At 40.1% G+C, this 18,460-nt stretch carries 18 protein-coding genes; 16 read left to right on the forward strand and 2 right to left on the reverse strand.

From position 1 onward, the window contains the following. Positions 1–111: 111 nt before the first annotated feature. Entirely contained in the window at positions 112–3,351 is a 3,240-nt protein-coding gene (gene rne / locus ABX891_RS08490; protein WP_354629287.1) for a ribonuclease E, read from the reverse strand. A 772-nt stretch (positions 3,352–4,123) separates the two neighbouring features. Between rne and rluC the strand changes: the two genes are divergently transcribed. Together rluC and ABX891_RS08500 are read left to right on the forward strand one after the other, a co-directional pair. Then, positions 4,124–5,083, forward strand: a complete 960-nt coding sequence (gene rluC / locus ABX891_RS08495) for a 23S rRNA pseudouridine(955/2504/2580) synthase RluC (protein WP_024596136.1) — start codon at positions 4,124–4,126, stop codon at positions 5,081–5,083. After that, positions 5,080–5,742, forward strand: a complete 663-nt coding sequence (locus ABX891_RS08500) for an HAD-IA family hydrolase (protein WP_354629288.1) — start codon at positions 5,080–5,082, stop codon at positions 5,740–5,742. Before rluC ends, ABX891_RS08500 begins: the two co-directional genes overlap by 4 nt. A 9-nt stretch (positions 5,743–5,751) precedes the next feature. Here ABX891_RS08500 and ABX891_RS08505 read toward each other — a convergent pair whose 3' ends face one another. Next, positions 5,752–6,351 carry a Maf family protein gene (locus ABX891_RS08505; RefSeq protein ID WP_182694138.1) on the reverse strand — a complete coding sequence of 200 codons (600 nt, stop codon included), beginning with the start codon at positions 6,349–6,351 and terminating at the stop codon, positions 5,752–5,754. Between the two features lie 131 nt (positions 6,352–6,482). On the opposite strand from ABX891_RS08505, the gene yceD reads away from it, so the two are divergent. The 14 genes from yceD (at position 6,483) to ABX891_RS08575 (ending at position 18,418) form a co-directional block, all read left to right on the forward strand. Continuing rightward, positions 6,483–7,007 carry a 23S rRNA accumulation protein YceD gene (gene yceD, locus ABX891_RS08510; protein WP_007375269.1) on the forward strand — a complete coding sequence of 175 codons (525 nt, stop codon included), beginning with the start codon at positions 6,483–6,485 and terminating at the stop codon, positions 7,005–7,007. Between the two features lie 9 nt (positions 7,008–7,016). Next, complete coding sequence (gene rpmF / locus ABX891_RS08515; RefSeq protein ID WP_002962381.1) at positions 7,017–7,187, forward strand: 50S ribosomal protein L32; 171 nt, start codon at positions 7,017–7,019, stop codon at positions 7,185–7,187. Between the two features lie 12 nt (positions 7,188–7,199). Then, the gene (gene plsX / locus ABX891_RS08520) at positions 7,200–8,240 is read left to right on the forward strand and encodes a phosphate acyltransferase PlsX (protein WP_002962380.1); all 1,041 of its coding nucleotides are present in this window, start codon (positions 7,200–7,202) and stop codon (positions 8,238–8,240) included. 52 nt (positions 8,241–8,292) lie between these two features. Further along, the gene (gene fabD, locus ABX891_RS08525) at positions 8,293–9,219 is read left to right on the forward strand and encodes an ACP S-malonyltransferase (protein WP_039490050.1); all 927 of its coding nucleotides are present in this window, start codon (positions 8,293–8,295) and stop codon (positions 9,217–9,219) included. A gap of 11 nt (positions 9,220–9,230) precedes the next feature. Further along, positions 9,231–9,977: a 3-oxoacyl-ACP reductase FabG gene (fabG, locus tag ABX891_RS08530; RefSeq protein ID WP_197098358.1), complete on the forward strand. Its 747-nt coding sequence runs from the start codon at positions 9,231–9,233 to the stop codon at positions 9,975–9,977. 250 nt (positions 9,978–10,227) lie between these two features. Continuing rightward, the gene (gene acpP / locus ABX891_RS08535) at positions 10,228–10,464 is read left to right on the forward strand and encodes an acyl carrier protein (protein ID WP_002962377.1); all 237 of its coding nucleotides are present in this window, start codon (positions 10,228–10,230) and stop codon (positions 10,462–10,464) included. A 214-nt stretch (positions 10,465–10,678) separates the two neighbouring features. Further along, complete coding sequence (gene fabF, locus ABX891_RS08540) at positions 10,679–11,917, forward strand: beta-ketoacyl-ACP synthase II (RefSeq protein ID WP_002962376.1); 1,239 nt, start codon at positions 10,679–10,681, stop codon at positions 11,915–11,917. Between the two features lie 59 nt (positions 11,918–11,976). Further along, positions 11,977–12,792, forward strand: coding sequence for an aminodeoxychorismate lyase (pabC, locus tag ABX891_RS08545; protein ID WP_354629289.1), 816 nt, complete (start codon positions 11,977–11,979; stop codon positions 12,790–12,792). Beyond that, positions 12,786–13,772: an endolytic transglycosylase MltG gene (gene mltG / locus ABX891_RS08550; RefSeq protein ID WP_335676222.1), complete on the forward strand. Its 987-nt coding sequence runs from the start codon at positions 12,786–12,788 to the stop codon at positions 13,770–13,772. The genes pabC and mltG overlap by 7 nt, the downstream gene beginning before the upstream one ends. Positions 13,773–13,778: 6 nt before the next feature. Beyond that, a complete protein-coding gene (gene tmk, locus ABX891_RS08555) occupies positions 13,779–14,405 on the forward strand; it encodes a dTMP kinase (RefSeq protein ID WP_002962371.1) in 627 nt (208 codons plus the stop codon). A 1-nt stretch (position 14,406) separates the two neighbouring features. Further along, complete coding sequence (locus ABX891_RS08560) at positions 14,407–15,321, forward strand: DNA polymerase III delta subunit-related protein (protein WP_354629290.1); 915 nt, start codon at positions 14,407–14,409, stop codon at positions 15,319–15,321. An 11-nt stretch (positions 15,322–15,332) separates the two neighbouring features. Further along, positions 15,333–15,659, forward strand: coding sequence for a PilZ domain-containing protein (locus tag ABX891_RS08565; RefSeq protein WP_002962367.1), 327 nt, complete (start codon positions 15,333–15,335; stop codon positions 15,657–15,659). A 115-nt stretch (positions 15,660–15,774) separates the two neighbouring features. Continuing rightward, a complete protein-coding gene (locus ABX891_RS08570; protein ID WP_354629291.1) occupies positions 15,775–16,554 on the forward strand; it encodes a TatD family hydrolase in 780 nt (259 codons plus the stop codon). Between the two features lie 4 nt (positions 16,555–16,558). Beyond that, the gene (locus tag ABX891_RS08575) at positions 16,559–18,418 is read left to right on the forward strand and encodes an alkaline phosphatase D family protein (protein ID WP_354629292.1); all 1,860 of its coding nucleotides are present in this window, start codon (positions 16,559–16,561) and stop codon (positions 18,416–18,418) included. Positions 18,419–18,460: the final 42 nt, after the last annotated feature.

The raw sequence follows: 18,460 nt of genomic DNA on the forward strand, positions 1-18,460 counted from the left end.
GACTAAATCGCTTTTTACGGGCGTGAAGTCATTTTTTGATTATTCAAATCATATAAACAAAAAAGCCCCGCTATTTATTAAATAGCGGGGCTTTTAAATGAATGTTAGTTATTAATCAACACTCATTGTTTTAGTCATTGCAGAACTTGCACGACCAGCAGGTTTGATTGAACCTGCACGTAAACCACTGTCTGGAACTAGTTCACGTTTATCGTGAGCCATTGCTACAGACGTATGTTTCACTTCGCTATCAGCTACAGGAGTAGGTTGTGCCATTGGCGCACTTGCTGACCCTTGAGTAACCGCTGTTTTAACATGCGGTGCTGATTTTTCAGTTTTCACTTTTGCTTCAGCTTTAGCAGACTTTTCAGTTGCTACTGGCGTTTCAACTTTAGCAGGCTCTTCAGTTACTACTGATGTTTCAGCTTTAGCAGACTTTTCAGTTGCTACTGGTGTTTCAACTTTAGCAAGCTCTTCAATTGCTACTGGCGTTTCAACTTTAGCAGGCTCTTCAGTTGCTACTGGCGTTTCAACTTTAGCAGGCTCTTCAGTTGCTACTGGCGTTTCAACTTTAGCAGGCTCTTCAGTGGCTACTGGTGTTTCAACTTTAGCAGGCTCTTCAGTGGCTACTGGCGTTTCAGCTTTAGCAGGCTCTTCAGTGGCTACTGGCGTTTCAGCTTTAGCCGGTTCTTTAGCTTTTACTGGCTCTTCTACAGCTTCAACTTTTGCTAAGTCTTCAACCGCAACGGCTTGTTCAACTTGTTGCGACGCATCTACCGGTGTTTCTTCTGATTTAGCTTTAAGTTCTGCTTCGTATTCTGCAGCAGCTTGATCAGCAACTGGAATAAATGCAGGAGCTTCATCAGATTTAACTTCTGCTTCACCTTCAGGGCGACGACGACGTTGGCCAGATGCACGAAGATGACGAGGAGAACGACGTGAACGTGTACGTGTTTGCTCTTGTTCGTCTTCAGTAGCTGCTGTTTCATCGTTAGAATCAACAACATCAACTTTCTCTTCTTTAATGTGAGCTGCTGTTTCATCGTTAGAATCAACAACATCAACTTTCTCTTCTTTAATGTGAGCTGTTTTTTCTGCCGGAGTTTGCTTTTGCTTTTCTACAGCAGGAGCTTGCTCTTGAACTTGTGGAGTTTCAGTTACAGCTGTTTGCTCAGGTACTTGCTCTGTTGAGTTAGCTTGCTCAGCTTTTTCATCTTGCAGACGTACTTTTTTACGTATGTTACGACGTTGACGGCGAACTTTAGGCTTCTGTTCTTTAGGCTCTGCAGCTTGTGCTGGCTTAGAATCAGTTTCTACTTCCACCTTTGCAGGGGTTTCAGTTTTAACTTGATCTTTTTCTTGGTTTTTATGCTCTGGGCGCTTACGAGAGTTAGGATTACGACGGCGCTTGTTGCGGTTCTCGCTTCTCTCTTGAGTCTCGGTGCTTGCTGCTGAGTCAGTTTTAGCTTCCTCTTCAGCGGCTGGACGCTCATTGCGCGGCTTGTTAGTGCGTGGGTTATTATTACGACGACGTTGATTGTTATTACGACGACGGTTATCGTTACCACGACGCGCATTATTGCGCGTTTCTTGCTGCTCTTTTTCTACAGCTTCTTTTTTCTCTTCTTCAGATTCACTTGCAAATAACGACTTAAACCAATTACCAATAGCAGCTAGTAAGCCACCTTCAGTTTTAGTTTGTGCTACCGCAGCAGGCTCTACTGCTTTAGCTGGCGCTGCTTGTGGAGCAGGAGTAGAAGGCATAACTACGCCTTTTAGCATTGGCTCTTCACGGACTGGCGTACTTGGAGATTTTGACATCTCGAATACTTCAGGCTCTGGTGCAACAACTTGTCCGTAACTTACAGTTTCAAGTGTTTCGTCTTTACGTAAGCGCATAACTTCATAGTGTGGTGTTTCCATATGTTGATTTGGAATAATCACTACGTCACATTTATGATGTTTTTCAATGCGATGAACACTACGACGTTGCTCATTTAATAAATAAGCAGCAACAGCAACAGGCACTTGTGCATTTACTTGTGCTGTATTGTCTTTAATTGCTTCTTCTTCAATTAAGCGAAGAATTGAAAGTGCTATTGATTCGTTTGAACGAATAGTACCTTGGCCACTACAACGTGGACATGGGCCTTGGCTTGCTTCACCTAATGAAGGACGCAAACGCTGGCGCGACATTTCAAGTAAACCAAAGCGTGAGATTTTACCAATTTGAACGCGAGCACGGTCTGGGCGCGCTGCATCTTTTAAACGATTCTCTACTTCACGTTGATGGCGTGGAGGAGTCATATCGATAAAGTCGATTACAATTAAACCACCTAGGTCACGAAGACGTAATTGACGTGCAATTTCATCGGCCGCTTCTAAGTTTGTATTAAGTGCTGTCTCTTCAATATCGCCGCCTTTAGTTGCCTTAGACGAGTTGATATCAATAGATGTCAGTGCTTCGGTAGGGTCAATTACAATTGAACCACCAGAAGGAAGACGTACTTCACGTTGGAATGCAGACTCAATTTGGCTTTCAATTTGGTAATGTGTAAATAAAGGCGTGTCACCTTGATAAAGCTTAACACGGCTCATAAAGTCAGGACGAAAACGCTCAATGTGCGCTTTAGCTTCTTCAAAAACACGTGGTTTATCAATTAAAATTTCGCCAATGTCACGACGTAAATAATCGCGTATTGCGCGGAAAATCACGTTGCTTTCTTGGTGAATCAAAAACGGTGCTTTAGCACTATCGGCTGCTTGTTTAATTGCATCCCAATGTACTAATAGTGCTTTTAAATCGTAGTTAAGTTCTTCAAATGATTTACCAACACCCGCTGTACGAACAATTAAGCCCATACCTTTAGGTAGTTCTAAACGACCTAATGCTTCTTTAAGTTCAGTTCGCTCATCACCTTCAATACGACGAGAAATACCGCCAGCACGAGGGTTATTAGGCATAAGAACTAAATAGCTACCAGCAACACTGATAAAAGTAGTTAACGCTGCGCCTTTTTGGCCGCGTTCTTCTTTATCAACTTGTACTATTACTTCTTGACCTTCTTTTATTACGTCGCGAATGTTAGGGCGACCATGAAAAGTGTAACCTGCAGGGAAGTAAGTACGTGCAATTTCTTTTAAAGGAAGGAAACCATGGCGGTCAGCACCGTAATCAACAAATGCTGCTTCAAGAGATGGTTCAATGCGAGTGATTTTGCCTTTATAAATATTGGCTTTTTTCTGTTCGTGACCTGGGCTTTCGATATCTAAATCATAAAGGCGCTGGCCATCAACCAGTGCTACGCGCATTTCTTCTTGCTGCGTTGCATTGATTAGCATACGTTTCATATTGTTACTCTACTTATTTATGTCGCTGACATGACGATGTTTTTCTCGCCTGTTCAGTTGTCCCTATTTTTAGAATGTGCAGCCTCACGACTGGGTCTTTAACGGAACGGCTCTGTATCTCGTATGCAGTATTTTAAATGCTGGCAAACAATAGCGATTATTACCGCTATTAAATTCTTAATGGTGCTAAAACTGTCGGCTTTTCAGCTACGTTTACAAGTTTTACCCAGAAGTCGGCCTGTCATATTAATCTTACTAAATATCATTCATATTAGGCGCGTAGGGCTCATTAAGTTGGTGAGCAATACATACTGATGTATCGCTAATATCCGTTTTAAGAGCAAAAATCGCTGCCGATGTTAATGAACGCTTATTTATTAGATTTTTTTAATTCTAAATAAGCTGCTGTACGGTACTACAATAATTGAGCTAGTGCTGAACGACGTTTTTTACGTCGTCACTATCAGACAAATTATCTGTTCATTGCTTTCTCTAGCACATTAAAAATCGCTTCATGTTCAAACTTAACCAGCAATATATTACGCGCATTGCCGTTAATTGATCGCACGTGTTAACTGAGGAGGCATAAAAGCTTTGGAAAACTTAACTCGGATCTGTATGATCGGCTACCCAGAATGTGCATCACGAATGTTTTAATGTGTTAAAAAGCACCGTTGTTATTTGCAAATACTAAATATTTGCGCTGCTGATTATCCCACTATTATTACAGTGTTAGCAACTAAATTATTTTACTTAAATTAGTGATTAGGCAATGTCAGAAAAAAACGACTTACAAGTAACTTATGTCACGATCAATGAAGACCATTTAGGTCAGCGTATTGATAACTTTCTTATTACCCATTTAAAAGGGGTGCCTAAAAGCGCTATTTATAAACTTTTGCGCAAAGGTGAGGTACGCGTTAATAAAAAGCGTATTAAGCCTGTATATAAACTACAGCTTGACGATGTACTGCGTATTGCACCTATCAGAGTTGCTGAGCGTGAAGAGTTTGTACCATCAAAGTTAGACAAAGTAACTCGCCTAGAAAACGATATTTTATTTGAAGATAAATACCTTATCGTCATAAATAAACCTTCAGGTATGGCTGTTCATGGTGGCAGTGGTTTAAGTTATGGTTTAATTGAAGCGCTGCGCGCACTTCGCCCAGAAGAGCGCAATCTTGAGCTAGTTCACAGGCTTGACCGCGATACATCGGGCTGTTTACTTATTGCAAAGCGCCGTTCGGTGTTAACAGCATTGCATGAACAGCTTCGTGAAAAAACCATGGAAAAAAATTACTGGGCACTTGTAGAAGGGCAGTGGGACTCTAAAACTAAAAACGTTACCGAAGGGCTGCGTAAAAATACACTTAAATCGGGTGAACGCGTAGTACGTGTAGATAACACTGAGGGCAAGCCTTCGCATACGCGTTTTAAAGTACTTGAACGTTTTAACGATTGCTCACTTGTACAAGCATCTCCTGTTACAGGACGTACGCACCAAATTCGTGTTCATACGCAATGTAAAGGTCATCCTATCGCGTGCGATGATAAATACGGTGACCAGGGGTTTGATGAATCTATGCGTAAAGTTGGGTTAAACCGCTTATTCTTACATGCACACGATTTAAGTTTTTATCATCCTAAAAACGAAACAACGATGCGTATTGAAGCGCCCCTTGATAAAACGCTTAAAAATACATTACTAAAATTACGAGACGCAAAACAGTGATTGCAGTGACGCCGATTAAAAAATATAAGCTCGTCATTTTTGATTGGGATGGCACCGTTATGGATTCAGTAACTAAAATAGTTAACTGTATTCGTAGTAGTGCTGAGTCACTTAATTTAGTGGCGCCAAGTGATTTAGCAATTAAAAATATCATTGGTATGTCGCTTGAAAAAGCAATTGATGTTTTATTTCCCGATAATGTCGCGCAGCATCAAGCCCTAATTAAAGGGTATAAACACCAATATAGTGTTGATACCACGCCAACTCCTGTATTTGATAATGCTGTTAGCGTTTTAGGTGCCTTAAAAGAGCAGGGCATTGTTTTAGCGGTTGCAACAGGTAAAGGTCGAGATGGATTAGAGCGTTTGCTTGATCAAAGCCAACTTAGACATTTTTTTAGTGCAACACGTACAAGCGACGACGCACTGTCTAAGCCCTCTCCAAATATGCTGTATCAATTACTTGAAGAACTTGGCATAAGTGCTCAAGACGCTGTAATGATTGGTGACACTCAAATAGACATGACAATGGCAAAAGCTGCAGGTATGGATAGAATTGGCGTAACAATGGGTGTACATAACGCACAGCAGCTAAATAAGCTTAGCTCTGTTGCAACGGTAGATAATTATCTGCAATTGCAACAGGTTTTGCTTGGCTAATTTATTTAACTAGAACTTGTTTTGAGCGGTAAGCACATCAATACCAAACTCAGCCAATAATTGGCTGAGTTTAATTAATGGTAATCCAATTAAGCTATTAGGATCGTCTCCGCTTAGTTTTTCAAATAAACAGATACCTAACCCTTCACTTTTAAAGCTGCCAGCACAATTATAAGGCTGCTCTGCGTCGCAATAAGCACTAATTTGTGCATCACTGAGTGTTTTAAATGTCACATTAAAAGGTTCTACGCAGGTTTTTTTTGTTCCAGTTACAATATCGTAAACACAAAGCCCAGTTAAAAATGTTACAGTATTACCGCTAAATAAATTTAGTTGTTTTAGAGCATTTTGTTTATTGTGCGGTTTACCTAAAATTTGATTGTTAAACACAGCGACTTGGTCTGATCCAATTGCTAACCCTTTTTTAAAGTGTTTATTAGCTGCTGAGGCTTTTAACTCACTTAAACGCTTAACCAGTTCAGTAGGTGTTTCGCATTCAAGTGCTGATTCGTCAACGTCGGGTGAAAACGTATCAAAGGGTAAATTAAATTTTTGTAATAAAGACTGCCTAAAAGGCGAGCTTGACGCTAAAATGAGTGGAAGCTTCATGGACTGTTTTCCTACGATAATTCAGATTGAGTTAGGATAAATCAGATCCGAGAGTAAAACACGTTAAAAACCAAGTAAAAATGGTTTTTTACTTTGACTAACAAACTAACTATCTATATGATGCAGCCCCTATGCAAAAGGTGAAAATTCCCATCACTCTTCATCCAGGCAAAGCAGCGCAGCACCGTTTAAAGTATGACGGGATTGTACCGCTTGAAAAACTTACTCGTTTAGAGAAAGTTGTGCAGGAAGAAGTAGGTGAAATAGCGGTAAAAATACATTGCAAAAACGATGATCAAGGTTTCGCTGTGATTAGAGGCAATTTGTCCACACATGTTACTGTCATTTGTCAACGTTGTAATGGTGATTTAGGGTTGGATTTGGTTCAAGACTTTGCATATTCACCAGTAGGTGAAGATACAGAGTTAGATATTTTTCCTGAAGACTACGACGAAGTTGCACTTGATGAAAATGGTGAAGTTAACGTTTTTGATTTAATTGAAGACGAACTAATTTTAGCAATTCCATTAGTGGCTACCCACAACGAAGCTTCATGCAGTTATTCAGCAAAGCCTGCCAGCTTTGGTGTATTAAAGGCGGAAGATGATAAACCTAATCCATTTGATATTTTGAAACAACTTAAGAAAGATTCTTAGGAGAAGACTATGGCTGTACAAAAAAGCAAAAAGTCTCGTGCAAGACGCGGCATGCGCCGTTCACACGATGCGATCAGTGGTCCAACTTTAACTGTAGATCAAACATCTGGTGAGACTCATCGTCGTCACCATGTGACTGCAGATGGTTACTACAAAGGCGTTCAAGTAATTTCTAAATAAGAGATTACTTATATGCTGAAAGATCTAACCATAGCGTTAGATATGATGGGGGGCGATTACGGCCCCCGTTCATCTATTCCTGCTGCCGTTCATGCGGTAAACGCTCATGCCAATTTAAGTCTCATTTTATGTGGCAATGAAGACGTTATATCTAAAGAACTCGAATCTCTCGATTCTTTATCTCATCCAAGACTCATAATTCGTCATTGTAGTGAAATAGTCACTAACGCCTGCGAACCCGCAATTGCTGTACGTTCAAAAAAAGATTCATCTATGCGTGTTGCCCTTGATTTAGTTAAGTCGGGCGAAGCTCAAGCGTGTGTTAGCTCAGGTAATACCGGCGCTTTATTTTTTATGGCTCACTACGTATTAAAAATGCTGCCAGGTGTTAAACGTGCCGCACTCATTTCATCTGTTCCTACAGAAAGCCAAAACCCAGTATATTTACTCGACTTAGGTGCTAATGTGCACTGCGATGCGCAAATGCTGTATCAGTTTGGGATTATGGGCTCTGTAGTTGCTGGCCAAGCACTTGGCTGCGATAACCCTCGCGTTAGCTTATTAAATATTGGCGCTGAGGACATTAAAGGCCACGATGATATTAAACAGGCTGCACAATTAATGCAGCAAAGCCCACATATTAATTACATTGGTTATAGCGAAGGAAGTGATATTTTTTCTGGTAAGGCTGATGTTATTGTATGCGAAGGGTTTGTGGGTAACGTGGCGCTTAAAACATGCGAAGGCATTGCCAAGCTGATTATGAATAAGTTTACAGCTGCGCTCGAAAAGCACCTTTTATATAAATGTATGGCGTTTATATTGCGTCCAATAATAAAAAAACTCTATAAAAGGGTGAACCCCGACCAGTATAACGGTGCTTCTCTGGTAGGATTGCGCGGTATTGTCGTTAAAAGCCATGGAAATGCGTCAGCTAAAGCATTTCAAGCAGCAATTGATGAAGCGGTAAAAGAGGTTGAACGTCAACTTCCTGATAAAATAGCCGCTATTTTCGAAAAAACACATTCTAAAGACACGGCGGTTAATCAATAATTGATGTGCCGTGTATTTCATTATTTATTTGTTTAATTAAAAAGAGCAAAGTATGGCACAAAAAATTGCACTTCTATTCCCAGGTCAAGGCTCGCAAAGCGTTGGTATGTTACAAGAGCTACTAGAGAGTTCTGACATTGTTAAAGCAACATTTGCAGAAGCATCAGATGCACTGGGTTACGACTTAGCAGAGCTAGTTCTTAACGGCCCAGAAGAAAAATTAAATCAAACTCATCGTACACAACCTGCATTATTAACTGCAAGTGTTGCTATTTACCGTGATTGGCTTGCAGCAAACCCAGATGCAGACGTTGTTATGGCCGGTCACAGCTTAGGTGAATATTCAGCACTAGTATGTAGCGACGTACTAAGCTTGAGCGAAGCTGTTAAGCTTGTTGAAAACCGTGGTTTATACATGCAAGAAGCTGTACCTGCAGGCGTAGGTTCAATGGCTGCGATTATTGGCTTAGGCGATGAAGAAATAAAAGCGGCATGTGCTGCCTCAGCGCAAGGTGAGGTTGTATCTCCTGTTAACTACAATTCTCCTGGTCAAGTTGTTATCGCAGGGCATAAAGCGGCAGTAGATAGAGCATCACAAGCATGTAAAGATGCTGGTGCTAAACGCGCATTACCACTTTCGGTTAGCGTACCTTCACATTGTGAACTAATGAAGCCAGCTGCTGATAAGCTAGCGGTAGACTTGGCCGCTTTAACATTTAATACACCTAAGTGTGATGTAATTAATAATGTTGATGTAAAAGCTGAATCGACCGCTGATGCAATTAAAGATGCACTAGTACGTCAACTATACAGCCCAGTTCGCTGGACAGAAACAGTACAAGCCTTGGTTGCACAAGATGTAACGCAAAGCTACGAATTTGGTCCTGGTAAAGTATTAACAGGACTTGCTAAACGAATTGATAAAGCAATGGTTTGTGGCTCAGTAAACGATGCCGCTTCAATCGCTGCAGCTAAATAAGAGTATATAAAATGTCTAATTTATTTTCTTTAGAGGGCAAAATTGTCCTAATTACTGGCGCTAGCCGTGGTATTGGTAAAGCAATTGCAACAACATTAGTTGCGCAAGGTGCAAAAGTAGCAGGCACTGCAACAAGCGAGTCAGGCGCTGCTAAAATCAGCGAGTACCTAGGTGACAATGGTAAAGGTTATGCATTAAACGTAACGGATCCTGCATCTATTGAAGCGACACTTGCCGCAATAAAAGCTGATTTTGGCGATATTGACGTACTTGTTAATAACGCAGGTATCACACGTGACAACCTATTAATGCGTATGAAAGAGGCTGAGTGGGACGATATAATCGACACTAACTTAAGCTCGATTTTCCGTTTATCTAAAGCGGTACTTCGTCCAATGATGAAGAAAAAGAAAGGCCGTATTATCAATATTGGCTCAGTAGTGGGCACTATGGGTAATGCAGGGCAAGCTAATTATGCAGCGGCTAAAGCAGGCGTCATTGGTTTTTCTAAGTCACTTGCACGCGAAGTGGCATCACGTGGTATTACAGTAAACGTAGTGGCACCTGGTTTTATTCAAACTGATATGACTGATGATTTAACTGAAGAGCAAAAAGCAGCAACACTTGCAAATGTTCCAGCAGGGCGTTTAGGTCAACCAGACGAAATTGCAGCTGCGGTATGTTATTTAGCATCTGACGCTGCTGCGTACGTATCAGGTGAAACTTTGCATGTAAATGGCGCGATGTACATGGTTTAATAACCATTGTACCCACATTATTACCTAATAAAGTTAAGTAAGTTACCTCAAAAACATTGAATTATTTGTGAACTTGCTTTAAACATACTTGAAATCGCTGCGAAAATAAGCGATAAAAGACAAAATACACACTCAGAGGTTTGACCAGACAATTATTTATGGTCAAATCATTGAATCAGAGAATTATGCCGCGTAAACTACGCGGCAATCTGAAAATAACGCATCGGCGTTTTTAATAAAGGAAAGAAGAATGAGCGATATCCAAGAACGCGTAAAGAAAATTATCATTGAACAACTAGGTGTTAAAGAAGAAGAAGTTAAAAATGAATCTTCTTTCGTAGATGACCTAGGTGCAGATTCTCTTGATACTGTTGAACTAGTAATGGCTCTTGAAGAAGAGTTTGATACTGAGATCCCAGATGAAGAAGCTGAGAAGATCACTACAGTACAAACTGCTATCGATTACGTAACAGCACACGCTGAGTAATTAATCGCACGTTAAAGGCAGCATCCGCTGCCTTTAATTTTTTATATCCAAACCACCTCAAAGTTCGTGATTCAAAACTTAAGCCTCAATGCTCAATTTTAGCTAAAAATTAATTTTGATTGTGTTATGCGTTTTTAATCTATTTTGGGACTAGCACTTTGAGGTAGCTTGGGTATGTCATCCCCTTGTAAATATCCCTTATTGGAGGCAAACCGTGGCTAAACGTCGAGTCGTCGTAACTGGCTTAGGAATGTTGACGCCGCTAGGTAATGATGTTCAATCAACCTGGCAAGGCTTATTAGATGGCAAAAGTGGCATTCAAACAATAACCCACTTTGATACATCAAAATTTGGTACTAAATTCGCTGGCTTAATAAATGACTTTGATGCAACAGCATATATGTCAGCGAAAGATACTAAAAAAATGGACTTGTTTATTCAGTACGGCATAGCAGCGGGTGTTCAAGCCTTTAAAGATTCAGGCCTTGAAATTACTGAGCAAAACGCAACACGTATAGGTGTTGCTGTGGGCTCTGGTATTGGTGGCTTAACGCTTATCGAAGAAAACCACATTAAGTTATTAAATAGTGGTCCGCGCAAGTTATCGCCATTTTATGTGCCGTCTACTATTATTAATATGATCTCAGGTCACTTATCAATGATGCATGGACTTCGTGGTCCAAATATTTCAATTGTAACAGCCTGTACTACTGGTTTGCATAATATTGGCCATGCCGCGCGCATGATTGCCTACGGTGATGCAGATGCCATGGTTGCTGGCGGTGCAGAAAAAGCCTGTACGCCTATTGGTATGGGTGGCTTTAATGCTGCACGTGCACTTTCAACCCGCAATGACGATCCACAAGCGGCTTCTCGCCCTTGGGATAAAGACCGCGATGGCTTTGTGCTTTCTGACGGTGCAGGTGTTGTTGTAGTTGAAGAGTACGAACATGCTAAAGCACGTGGCGCTAAAATTTATGCTGAGCTTGTAGGCTTTGGTATGAGCGGCGATGCGTACCACATGACATCACCACCAGAAGATGGAGCGGGTGCTGCCCTTGCAATGCAAAACGCACTAAATGATGCGCAAGTAAACGCTGAGCAAATTGGTTACATTAACGCACACGGTACATCTACAAATGCAGGCGATAAAGCAGAAACTGCCGCTGTTAAGTCTATTTTTGGTAATGCAGCTAAAGATGTAATGGTAGGCTCGTCTAAATCGATGATGGGTCACTTGTTAGGTGCTGCAGGCTCGGTTGAATCGATTATTTCGATTTTATCACTGACAGATCAAAAAGTGTCGCCAACTATCAACCTTGATAACCCAGACGAAGGGTGTGACTTAGATTATATTGCTCACACTGCACGTGATGCAAAGTTAGACTTTGCACTGTGTAACTCGTTCGGTTTTGGTGGTACTAATGGCTCGTTGCTATTTAAAAAGGTATAATCTTTTTTAACAACGAATCAAATTATAAGAGCTCAGTTGTTTAACTGGGCTTTTTTTATATGCCAAATAAAATGCAAACAATAATAGCAGTAGATCAAAACAGCACTTTAAGCACGCGTGACAGAGGCTTAAATTACGGTGACGGCTTTTTTACAACGGCTAAAGTTGTTGATGGGCAAGTACAGTATTGGGCTCATCATAAAGCGCGTTTGATTGAATGCGCACAGCGTTTGGGTTTTCCTGAGCTAGATTTTAATCGCCTTGAAAACCAAATTGCTTTGCATATAAAAGCTGCACCACTCAACGTGCTTAAAATACTTGTAACGCGAGGCGAAGGCGGACGTGGTTATGGGCTGCCAAGTGAGTGTAATATTACTATTTTATTGAGCATATTAGATTACCCTAGTAATTACGAAGCGCTTGTTAAAAAGGGTGTAAATCTCGAAATAAGCCCAATTAAATTAGCAGCACAGCCTTATTTAGCGGGTCTTAAAACACTAAACCGGCTTGAGCAAGTACTAGTTAAAAAAGCAATGCAAACGCAAAACTGCGACGATGTGTTAGTGCTTGATTACAATAACAATGTAATTGAAGCTTCTGCAGCTAATATTTTTGCGATTAAAAATAAGTGTGTGTTTACGCCATTGCTTGATGAGTGCGGAATTAAGGGCGTTTATCTGCAATCGTTATGTGATAAATTGCCTGTTGAATTTAAACGCGTGAAAGTAGAACACTTAACCCAAGCAGACGCCGTATTTGTGTGTAATAGCTTAATGGGAGCAGTACCTGTAAAACGTATTGAGCAACAGGTATTTAATACAGACGACAGCCACGCATTACTAACTAAATTATTAGCCAAGGAGGCTGAGTGTTAAAAGTTATTTTATCGGTACTTTTTTTAGCTGTTATAACCACTGCTGTTGGTTACCAGCAATTACAAGCAACAATAAATAGCCCGTTAAAGGTAGCACAAAACACACAATTTGAAGTTAAGCATGGCACTGGCTTTAATAAGTTATGCCAACAATGGCAAGCTAAAAACTGGGTAGAAAGTTGTTGGCGTTATCAGGTAATTGCCAAATTAGATCCCACACTTACCGACTTAAAAGCGGGGCTTTACGAGCTAACAGCCGATAGCGTTATTAACAACGTAAAAAAAATTAACCAAGGTCAGCAAATTAGTTTTAGTTTTACCATAATTGAAGGTCAAAACTTACGTGAAGTACTAAGTGCTATTAAAAAAGCTGATAATTTACAAAACGATTTAAAAACTGACGAACTAAGTACTCAAATACTGGGTAATGACACGCACTTAGAAGGCTGGTTATTCCCCGACACTTACCATTATCATAATAACGATACTGCAAGCAGTGTATTAAAACGTGCAGCACAAAAAATGCAGCAAACATTAGATGATGCTTGGCAGCAGCGCGCTGCTAATCTACCCTATAAAACAGCATACGAAGCACTAATAATGGCTTCAATTATTGAAAAAGAAACAGGCCTTGCCAGTGAGCGTCCGTTAATTGCATCAGCGTTTGTTAATCGATTAAACACTAATATGCGCCTGCAAACCGATCCAACCGTAATATACGGGCTAGGCGCTGATTTTGATGGTGATATTAAACGTAAAGATTTGCGCGATTATACGCCTTACAATACGTATCGTATTAATGGTTTACCGCCAACACCGATTGCAATGCCATCAAAAGCCGCTATTTTAGCTGCAGTTAATCCGCCGCAAAGTGAATATGTTTACTTTGTATCAAAAGGCGATGGTAGCCACCAATTTTCAACCACGTTAAAACAGCATAACGCAGCAGTTAAAACGTATATATTAAATAAAAAGAATTAATATTTTATGAAACCAAAATTTATAGTAATAGAAGGGCTAGAAGGCGCGGGTAAATCAACCGCTATTTCGTTATGCCAAGACTTTTTAAACAAACAAAAAATAGACTTTATTAACGTCCGTGAACCTGGCGGCACACCATTGGCAGAATCACTTCGTACGCTTGTAAAAGCAGAGCATGAAGAAGAAATTGCCTTTGAAACCGAGTTGCTTATTATGTACGCAGCTCGCTCGCAGCTAATGCACAATGTTATTACCCCAGCGCTTGATAAAGGCCAATGGGTACTTGCCGATCGTCATGATTTATCATCTCAGGCGTATCAAGGTGGTGGGCGTGGCATTAGCTCAAATACATTAGCTTCACTTTCGTCAATGGTGTTAAAAGGCTTAAAGCCTGATTTAACTATTTACCTTGATATTGACCCAGTAATAGGTCTTGAGCGTGCAAAAGGGCGTGGTGAGCTTGACCGTATTGAACAAGAAGCCATTGAGTTTTTTCAGCGTACACGTATGCGTTATGTTGAACTTGCTAATGACGACAATACAATTAAAACCGTTGATGCAAACCAAAGTATTGATAAAGTACATCGCGATATTACCAATGTACTGCATTCATTTTTTGAAGGCTTAAAATAATATGCCATTGCCTTGGCTACATGATACTCAAGCACGTTTAGCGAAAAGTTATCGCGCAGAGCGTTTTCATCATGCGCAATTATTTTGTGGGCCTGTTGGCGTAGGTAAGTTTGAGTTAAGTGATGAGCTTGGGAATGCTTTGTTATGCCAAAATATAGCTAAGCAGGTAGCTGCGCAAAACAGTATGCTAAAACCTTGCGGACAGTGTAAAAGCTGTTTACTTACCCTGGCTGGCACTCACCCCGACAAACGTTTAACGCAAGTTGATGGGCAAAGTATTGGTGTAGATGATATTCGTGGTATTAGTGATTTTATGAATCACTCTGCAGCGCAAAATGGCAATAAAGTCGCGATGATCGAAAATTGCGAAAAAATGACCACAGCAGCAGCTAACGCATTATTAAAAACACTTGAAGAGCCAACTAATAGCCGCTTTTTAATATTAACCACAAGCCAACCACAGCAGCTCCCTGCAACTATTTTAAGTCGATGCGCTAAAAGTGATGTAAAAATAACTAATACAGCACTTGCTCAGCAATGGCTAGAGACATTAGATATTCCTAACTATAGTTGGTTAGCACTTTTTTATAACCAACCGCTGCAAGTAAAGCATTGGCAACAGCAAGACCAGCTAAAAAATATTGATACACTGTATAAGTTTGCAACTGAGTTTAAACAAAGCCATAATTTCAAAGCGTTAGTCGATATAATAAATAAACAGCCTGAACTTGTTCGTATATTTACTTTGTTTTTAAGCGTGCAACTAAAGCAGCAATTACTGCAAGGCATGAGTTTTGACGCTTATCAAAGTGCGCAAAATGCATTAGGCGAGTTTTTACAAAATAACACACAAGTACTTGGCCTTAATTTACCGCTTGCTGTATCACGATTAGCATACACATTGCGAAATTCTTAAAAGGATTAATCATGCAAGAACTACTAGTAGACATAGACGATTTAGACGAGTTATACCGTTGTTATATGCCTTACTTAAAAAAAGGTGGCTTATTTGTACGCACTAATATGCGTTACGAAGCAGGGCATTCATTAGCGCTTAGAGTCACTTTGCCCGATGCCTTAGAAGATGACGTAGTGACAGGTAAAGTGTCGTGGATCACGCCACAAGGTGCACAAAGCTCTAATCCTCCAGGTATTGGTATTAGTTTTTTAGATGATAAAACAAACCTAAACGCTAAAATCGAAAAGCTGCTTGGGACTATGTTAAACTCAGGCGATCAAACATATACCATGTAGTTATAGGGTTGGTTTTTCATTGAGATTAACGCCGCCCTATATTGGGTTCTTTTAATTGCTAACATAATAAATTAAAAGAACAAATTTAAACCCTGAACATATTACAGGCCTTATAGTGATTGTAGATTCTCATTGCCATTTAGATCGTCTTGATTTTGATAAACTAGACTTAAACCTTGACCAAGTTCTTGATAAAGCGCGTGCAAAGCAAATAGAGCACTTTTTATGTGTAAGCGTAACGCTTGATCAGTTTCCGAGCATGCTTGATAAAATTAAGCACTACGACGATGTATCAGCCTCATGTGGTGTACATCCACTTGATCAAAAAGACGCCCTTAATAAACAGCAACTAATTGACTTAGCTTCACACGAAAAAGTTGTAGCTATTGGCGAAACGGGTCTTGATTACTACTACTCAAAAGATACTCACGCAGTGCAGCAAGCCAGCTTTGTTGGGCATATTGAAGTGGCTAACGAATTACAAAAACCGTTAATTATTCATACACGTGATGCCCGTAGCGATACCATTAATTTAATGCGTGAGCATAAGGCCGAAAACTGCGGTGGTGTATTACATTGCTTTACCGAAGATTGGGATATGGCAAAAAAAGCGATTGATATGGGTTTTTATATTTCTATTTCGGGCATTGTTACCTTTAAAAATGCTATTGAGCTAAAAGAAGTAGTAAAACAAATACCGCTAGATAGATTATTAATAGAAACCGACTCGCCTTATTTAGCACCGGTACCGTATCGTGGGCAAACAAACCAGCCAGCGTACGTAGAAGATGTAGCTTATTACATTAGCGAACTTAAAGGCATTAGCTTTAATGAACTAGCTAGAGCGACTACCGAGAACTTTTATTCTTTATTTAAATTAGCAGCTAAAGGCTAAATACATGATTACTCACACGGCAAACCTTCCTATTTTACTAATGGGGCCAATGGTGCGCCGTGCAGAGCAAACTGGAGTCTGCATTCAGTTTGCTACCTCCAAGCCTGCAAACTGCCAAATAAACTTATTAAATGTTGAGTGTTATAGCGATCAACATACTGTTTCTTTGGGCGAACATTTATACCTGCATTTCGTTATTATAAAGCCTATTGACAATAAACTTCCTCTAGATAGCTTATTAAGCTATGAGCTTGTAATTGACGATACAGCAATCGATTTATCGCCTTGGTGCTATAGCAATCAAACAACGCCTGCATTTGTAATTCCTAATAAACTCAGTGATATTTTGCATGGCTCGTGCCGTAATGCACATCACCCAGCAAAAGACAGCTTAGTGTCTGCAAGTCACTGGCACAATACTCAGCGCGGTAATAATAGCCAAGGCGCACAATTATTATTACTGAGTGGTGACCAGGTTTACGCCGATGATGTAGCAGGCCCCATGTTATTAGCTATTCATCAGTTAATTAAAGCGTTAGGTATTTATAAAGAGCAACCACTTGCCATTGAGCTGCCGGATGATATAAATGAGCAACTTTATAATCGCCACTTATATTTACCAAAAACACCTTGGCAAAAACGCTCAAAGTTAGGTGTTGGTTACTGGCTAAAAAAAGACGAACCTCATTTTTCAAGCGTAAAAGCCTACAATCACCTTATTCATTTTGAAGAATACATTGCACTGTATTTATTAAATTTTAGTGCTGCTGCTTGGCAATGCGTTGATATACAAAACACAATGTATTCAGGTCAAAACAAGCAAAACAAAACTATTTTTGACGCTGAAAAAACAGCACTGATTGATTATGCAAAAGGATTAAGTGAAGTAGAGCGATTGTTTGCCAATGTATCGACATTAATGATGTTTGACGATCACGATGTAACTGATGATTGGAACCTCACCCCTGGGTGGGAGCAAGCTATAAATGAAAACCCAAGTAGTAAACGGATCATCAATAACGGCTTAATTAGTTATTGGCTTTTTCAAGGAATGGGGAACGATGCACTAAATAAAACAGGCGAGTTACTAACACCTTTTAAGCAAAGCCGTACTGCTAATAATTTATGGCAGTTTAAAGCATTTGATAAACCACTAAACGATTTTAGTTTTTGGCATTATGAGTTAACAACAACCCCAAAAGTAGTGGTGCTAGATACACGTACGCACCGTTGGCGAAATGAGCAAAACTTTAATGAGCCTTCAGGTCTACTTGATTGGGAGCGTTTAACAGAGCTTGAAGAAAGCCTATTAAGCTACGATCAGGTTATTATTGTATCGCCAGCCCCCGTATTTGGTGTTAAATCAATAGAAGCCATTCAAGCCATGTTTAATATTTGCGGGCAACCTCTTATGGTTGACGTAGAAAACTGGATGGCGCACGAAGGCTCAGCCAAAAAGCTACTTGATACATTTAGACGAACCGACACACCTAACGAAACGCTTATTTTATCGGGAGACGTACATTACTCATTTTGCTTTTCGGTACAAAAGCGTTTTGGCGATCATCCTAATCGAATTTGGCAACTTACCGCCAGTGGTATTAAAAACGAGTTCCCGCGTAAATTAATAAACATACTCGATAAGCTCGACTCAATTTTATACGGCCCAAAAAGTCCCTTAAACTTTTTTACTAAACGCTGGCATATGGAAGTAGATAAACACCAAACTAAAGGTGAAGGGCAAAAATACTTAGTAAGTGACTCAGCTATTAGTTTAATAACACTAGAGCAAGGAAATTTAGCCCGCTACCAGTTAATACACGGCGATGGCCATTTAACTGAGTTTGATTTAGAGCATAAGTAATAAGTTACTCATAAACGTAAAAGCGCAGTTTCTTATTACTTA

This window comes from Pseudoalteromonas sp. NCIMB 1079 (assembly GCF_040567695.1).
Lineage (GTDB): Bacteria > Pseudomonadota > Gammaproteobacteria > Enterobacterales > Alteromonadaceae > Pseudoalteromonas > Pseudoalteromonas distincta.